The organism is Bacillus sp. AFS041924 (assembly GCF_002577195.1).
Taxonomy (GTDB): domain Bacteria; phylum Bacillota; class Bacilli; order Bacillales; family Bacillaceae_G; genus Gottfriedia.
In genome coordinates, this window is sequence record NZ_NULG01000109.1 from 1 (window position 1) to 6,322 (window position 6,322).

The 6,322-nt window shown below is 32.2% G+C and carries 7 protein-coding genes; 1 reads left to right on the forward strand and 6 read right to left on the reverse strand.

Annotation, left to right across the window (positions count from 1 at the left end):
- The 3 genes from COC46_RS18390 to COC46_RS18400 form a co-directional block, all read right to left on the reverse strand.
- The coding region (locus tag COC46_RS18390) for a hypothetical protein (RefSeq protein WP_176545216.1) at positions 1-496 on the reverse strand (496 nt) is incomplete at its 3' end.
- A 217-nt stretch (positions 497-713) separates the two neighbouring features.
- Complete coding sequence (locus COC46_RS18395; RefSeq protein ID WP_255294967.1) at positions 714-1,334, reverse strand: class I SAM-dependent methyltransferase; 621 nt, start codon at positions 1,332-1,334, stop codon at positions 714-716.
- Positions 1,335-1,727: 393 nt separating this feature from the next.
- Positions 1,728-2,135 (reverse strand): hypothetical protein, encoded by a 408-nt coding sequence (locus COC46_RS18400; RefSeq protein ID WP_098811372.1) that lies wholly within the window; start codon positions 2,133-2,135, stop codon positions 1,728-1,730.
- 588 nt (positions 2,136-2,723) lie between these two features.
- On the opposite strand from COC46_RS18400, the gene COC46_RS18405 reads away from it, so the two are divergent.
- Complete coding sequence (locus COC46_RS18405) at positions 2,724-3,440, forward strand: L,D-transpeptidase family protein (RefSeq protein WP_098811376.1); 717 nt, start codon at positions 2,724-2,726, stop codon at positions 3,438-3,440.
- 92 nt (positions 3,441-3,532) lie between these two features.
- Here the strand turns inward: COC46_RS18405 and COC46_RS18410 are convergent, their stop codons facing one another.
- The 3 genes from COC46_RS18410 to COC46_RS18420 form a co-directional block, all read right to left on the reverse strand.
- The gene (locus COC46_RS18410) at positions 3,533-4,903 is read right to left on the reverse strand and encodes an SMI1/KNR4 family protein (protein WP_098811373.1); all 1,371 of its coding nucleotides are present in this window, start codon (positions 4,901-4,903) and stop codon (positions 3,533-3,535) included.
- A gap of 108 nt (positions 4,904-5,011) precedes the next feature.
- Complete coding sequence (locus tag COC46_RS18415; RefSeq protein ID WP_098811374.1) at positions 5,012-5,521, reverse strand: GNAT family N-acetyltransferase; 510 nt, start codon at positions 5,519-5,521, stop codon at positions 5,012-5,014.
- Between the two features lie 93 nt (positions 5,522-5,614).
- Positions 5,615-5,815: a hypothetical protein gene (locus COC46_RS18420; protein WP_098811375.1), complete on the reverse strand. Its 201-nt coding sequence runs from the start codon at positions 5,813-5,815 to the stop codon at positions 5,615-5,617.
- Positions 5,816-6,322: the final 507 nt, after the last annotated feature.

Below are 6,322 nucleotides of genomic sequence, written 5' to 3' on the forward strand. Positions count from 1 at the left end.
TTCCTGTTATTCCTGTTGCTGCGGTTGCCCCTGTTATTCCGGTTGCCCCTGTTATTCCTATCGGGCCTGTTTCTCCTGTTGTTCCGGTTGCTCCTGCTAATCCCGTTGCTCCCGTTAGCCCCGTTGCTCCAGTCGTTCCGGTTGCTCCTCTTTCACCTGTTGCCCCTGTTGCTCCGCTAGGGCCAGTTTCTCCTGTCACTCCGGTTACCCCAGTTGTTCCTGTTGCTCCTGTCAGGCCAGTTTCTCCTGTTGTTCCGGTTGCCCCTGTTAATCCCGTTGCTCCTGTTGCTCCTCTTTCACCTGTCGGACCCGTTACGCCAGTCGGACCTCGAGGACCAGTTTTACCTCTTTTGCCTCTTGGACCCCTGCAACATTTTTCACAACATTTACAGTCCTTACATTTTTTACATTTGCAATCTTTACATTTGCATTTTTTACAGTCTTTACATTTACATTTTTTACAACTACAAGATTTTTCTTTATCGTCTTTTCCCAAATTATCACCATTTCTAGTAGAATAACATTATCGCAAAAAAGTCTTGTCCATTTTTCATACCAATATAATACTATGTACTTACTGTAATATTTGTTTATTATGTTCGACCCAAAAAATAAATGGTAATTTTTTACATTAAAATACATGAAATATTTTTTGATATTAATTTTTATTCTTTAAAATTCCAATAAAAAAAGGATGTTTCCACACCCTCCATTTAGACCGTAACTCTAACAATGTATCGAGAAAAAGTAATCGGCAAACCCTCGTTCGTAGCATGTTGTTCAAATACTTGACTAATATAAGATAGATTTACTTCTACTAAATCTTGTAAAATGGATAATTTTTGACCGAAACATCTCAGTTTTAATACATCAAGTGGAGTATGTAAGAATTCCGTACTATTTACTACTTGAATTTCTACAATTTCAAACTTACTTATTTCAAGTCTTTTTTTTATCATGTGTAAAATCGGATTCTCAGTTGAATTTGGTTCAAAAAGTCTTGGAAATAATCTAGGCAATTCAAATCCTACGTCATCCCCAGGATGAAGTTCAAGTATTTTTCCGCCTTTTTTTACTACTCTTTTAAGTTCTGGATATGCTGATGTAGGTCCTTTCCTATTAAATGCACAGTCAAATTGTCCTGTTTCGAATGGCAGTCCGTCTTTTGTACTGCCCACGACAAAAGATACATTCTGTTTTTTATGTTTATTTCCATTTTTAATGAAATCATTTGTAAGATCAAAACCTACAATTTGTTTAGCTTTTTCACCGCATTGACTAGTAAATTCGCCATGTCCACACCCTACATCTAATACAATTTGGTTATCGATCATTTGAAATACTTCTTTATTAAAAATCAACTCGCCATTAGGATCTTTTATCATTGAATTCCATGGATAACTATATCCACCATATAATTCTCCAATTTGTTCGTACCACTTTTTTGAATGCGGATTACCCAATCTTTATGTAAAGTAGGGTCAATTAATTTCATATTGATTAATTCTCCTTTACTCATAATCAGATAAATAACATTCCTTACTTTTTTAAGAAAACCCTTCTTTTATTGAGTAAATTCAGAATAAATCGTATAACTTATTGATTTAATGGATAAATATCACGCCAATAATATAAACAACTAGATTAGTAATATTAGCTTTTTAAATATACTCCTATTTGAAGTTCCTTTCTTCTTACTTTAAAAAAATTTCAAAGTAGAACAATCGTTACTCACTATCTATTCGTACCATTAATTTACCATCTTCATAAACAGTTAGATAAACCGTATCTCCGACTTTTAATTTAGGGTGAGATTTCATGTCTATAATTTCCTTCTCAGTAAATCCGTATTTCCCAGAATTACAACCTATTTGATAGTATCCTTTGTTCTTTCTATTAGCAAGTTCGAGAACTTCACAAACATCAGTTTTTAGGTATGTAACAACATTGACTTCTTCATTTTTTTCTACTAAGGTTATATCACTTTTTGACTTAGGGATTTTGATTACAACAGGGTGTGCTTTAGCGTGATGAAAATTAATAATAGCAATAGATACGATAATCCCGAAAGTAATGGCAAAAGTAGCTAAGATAATCCCCGCTGTTTTTAATTTTTCAATTTTTTCCTTATCCAATATAAAGTACACCTCGTCTTTTTATGTACTATATTCCCTAAAATCAAGTAAAATCCTTCTTCATGCCCCTTAATCCAATTTGTAAAAAATAAAGGCTATTTACATCTTCAAATGTAGAAAGCCTTTATTTTTTATAATGATTTTAAACGTTCAATTCTTTGTCTTAAAGGTGGATGAGTAGAGAATAATTTTGCAAACTTCTCTTTTCCACTAATTTTTATTACTCACACTTGAATGATTTATGAAAGTTACCTAGATTTACTTCAATTTTAAAAAGTGAAGGATAAAAGTCCACAAAATAGAAAGAGGAACATTATTGATAATTGGCGAATAAATGTATTAATTCCCATTATTTAACATCATTCACAATTATATTTTTCATTCCCAATTTACTTAACAGGTCAAAAGAACTACAAAAAACATGTTACAATTATCATTTTTTTTAAGTATTTGAAGCATATTTGAAAAAAATGTCACGTGGACAAGTTCTTCAATCATAGGATTAACTGATTAAGTTTTTGAAAATATAATTCGGGAGGGAACCTATTGTTTAGAAAATGGATTACCGTTTTAATTTTAACCTGTCTTATGATAGTCGGTATTGGTATAAAACCTACTCAGGCAGCTACCAGTCAATTCATTATTATTAACAAAGCGTCAAATCAACTAGCTTACTATGAAAATGGTAAACTCTACAAAGTATTTAAGGTGGCCACCGGGAGAAGTCCATCCCTAACGCCAGAAGGTAAGTTTAAAATTGTTAATAAAATTGTTAATAGACCTTACTATAAAGGTCACATTCGTGGTGGCGATCCTCGAAATCCTCTTGGAAACCGCTGGCTAGGAATAAATGCACGCGGGACTTGGGGAACAACATATGCTATCCACGGTAACAATAACCCAAGTTCGATAGGAAAATACGTCAGCTCTGGCTGCGTCAGAATGTATGATAATGAAGTAGAATGGCTTTTTTCTAGAGTAAAATTGAGCACACCTGTTGTCATTACTACATCAAGTAAATCCTTTGATTCAATTGCAAAAGCAAATGGATATAAGGTAACAAGTAGTAGCGGCGGTTCTAATGCTGTTCTCCCAAGTGGAACTATATTAAAAAAGGGTGATCGTGGAACAACAGTTAAAAAACTTCAACAGAAGCTCACTTCTCTTGGCTATAGTACAAAGGGGATAGATGGAATTTTTGGTACGAATACAGACCAAGCCGTGCGCAAATTTCAAAAAGCTCGGCATTTAACAGTAGATGGAATTGTTGGTCCAGCCACGATTAAAGCACTTGGAGGACTATGAGTTCTATGATTAATAGAGGAGATTCCTCTATTTTTTTTTATTTTCAAAAGAGTGCCGAAGCAGCTCTTTTATTAACAACACATTTACTTAATTTATAATTCCTGAGAATAAAATTGATCTAAATTTTCAATTAAAAAATCTAGTATTTGAATCCTAGTTCTAAGAACTTGCTTCACTTTTATTTTATTTAATAAGTTCACAAACTCTTCTTTTGAAGGCAAAGTAAATTCGATTTTTAAGGTAGAGTCACGCATTTTTTTCATTAATAAGTCTTCTAAAGCATGGATTATAGTGACTTGATGCCGCTCTTCTAACTCTGACCATCTACTTATATCCTCCCATGAAGGATTTGATTCGATAAATAATTCACACCAACCAAAAGTAACTGGAAATCTTACATGACGTTCCATCCAATCAATAACTTGACGAGTATTGTTTAATGATAAATGAGCAAGTGCTTTATTACCATCTATTTTTCCATTCGATTCCTCTTCCAAATAATCAGTTACTAAGTTTAATCCGTTATGTGGAGTAAGACATTTCATACTAAGATAAGAACGCAACCTCGGATCGAATTGCTGTTCGTTATTCAACTCCCATAAATTTTCAACCCACTTCATCGCATAAGTTCCAATAACCTCACCAATCATTACGCAAATCATCTTTTTATCGGTAAATGCTTCGGTATTATTTAAATATTTAAGTAGCTTTTTAAACAACTCTTCTTTATTAAAATTTAAAAATGATTTTATAGACTCAGTATCTAGTTTTTTTCTATATATTGTATATTCGATTAGCTTATCCATATCGTTTTTTACATCTTCTAGAGTTGTTTCAGAAAATGAATCAAACCACTGTTTCCATCTTTGTGCTTCCAAACTCGACACTTCTATACCGCTACTACTTAAAAAGTATTCTATTTGCCATTTTTCGCTACCTACACAATTGAGTTCAGTGATTTTTTCTAAATAATCTATAAACGAATCTGCAATATATGTAACTGTATCTTCTTCATGATCCCAATAAATAACAGGTTTCTCTTCACCCTCAGCTTTCATATCAAAGGCATAAATGTCCCCATTTCCAGCTTGTGTAAATTCAAGTTTTCCTCTTAGATTTTTACCATACTCCTCTCCATCATCAATTAAATCATCTGCTAAACTATCTAAGTTCTGTAGAATAGAAATATCCCAATTAATTTCTCCTGAAAAAATTTCTGAAAATTCTTTCGGAATCATTGTATCATCTGAAAAAGAATAATAAAAAGAGAGAGACTTTGAGAAGTTTAGAACGATAGATTTATAGGATGGTGGTAATTTATAGCCTAACTCACTTTCCTTTTGCTTTACTTCTTCAATAGTTGCTTTTTCTTCTTTCATTAAATGGTGTACTTTACCATTGTTTCGTTTTATTTTATTAATAATATGCTCCCATTTTTGTAATAGTTTTTTATATCTATCCATAAAAAATCAACATCCTTTTTAAAGTCTATCTTATCTTCAATAGTTAGAAGATTTTGATGTTTTTGTTTTTTCAACTGTACACGTACATTCAAAACAAACAAACTTTTTTTAGTCACCCTTATATAATTTAGCCATATCGTATTCATCAAAGCTAGTTCCATCTATAATAATTGAGTTTCTTTTCGTCCCTTCAATCTCAAACCCCATCTTTTTATATAAAGCGATCCCTGCTTTGTTTTCCATCACAACAGTCAACTCTAATCTTTGGATATTTTGAGTTGTCGCCCAATCTTCTAAACGATAAAATAACTCGGTACCAATTCCTTTGCCTGTATATTCTTTTAAAATACCAATTACAAGATAAACTGAATGTTTTTTTCTCATTGCACTATTACCGATCGCAAACAAATAACCAACTAAGTTCCCAGAAGTCTCCTCTGCAACAAGAATAGTTGAATGGGATGATTTCCCTATAAACTCTAACTGTTTACGTTGTCCCTCAATTGTGATGTTTCTTTCACCTGGGCCATAAAGCATAAATTCAGACTGATTTTCGACTTCTTTCATTAATTGGATAATTTTTTCTGTATCGTCAAGTTTAACTTCTCTAATATTCATCAATACCCCACCCTCAAACAATGCTTTTAGATTCACTCTAATTTTATCATTCACAATATAAAAAAAGGCTACCGAAGCAACCTTTTTTCTAAATTAAATACTTTTTTTCTCGTCTTCAAATTCAACTTTAAAATAATGAACTACTCGACTGTAAAATGGATAAAAGATCCCAACTACAACAAGAATCCAACCAATATTTGTGAGATATTCAGGACCAGAAAAATTAGTAAAGTGAGTTAATGTTACAATTAATAGACCAAACAAAATATATAAAGCAGAAATTAATGGTTTCATTCTATTCTCCTTTTACATTTTTTTACTCTAGTCTTGTCAAAATTAACTGTCAAGTTTTGAAATCAAATATTTTATTACAATCTCAAATAAACCCTGATATGTATATCCTTCTTTGAATATATAAGTATGGATCGCTGATTTTGCTGTTTTATTACCGTGAAAAACTAGTCCTACAGCAGGTGGTATTATTTCGTCTCCCTTCTCTTACTATATTGATTCTATTTATATTCCAAGAGTCCTTTTTAAACTTTACTACTAAATCTTTAAAAAAAGCCATACTTCTTTATTGAAATAAAGCCTGTATTAATCGCAAAAAAAAATTACAAAATCGTTTTATGACTTGAAAGTGCTGCCATGACTTGCGGAACGATAAATGGGGAGGCATGCTAGCAATATTAAAATTACCACAATACCACTAAAAAGTAGAAACGGGGTTATTGTTCATATATTAGGAGGAAAACTTCCTATTTAAGAATAATACAGATCAAAATCGAGTAGGAGGGAGTG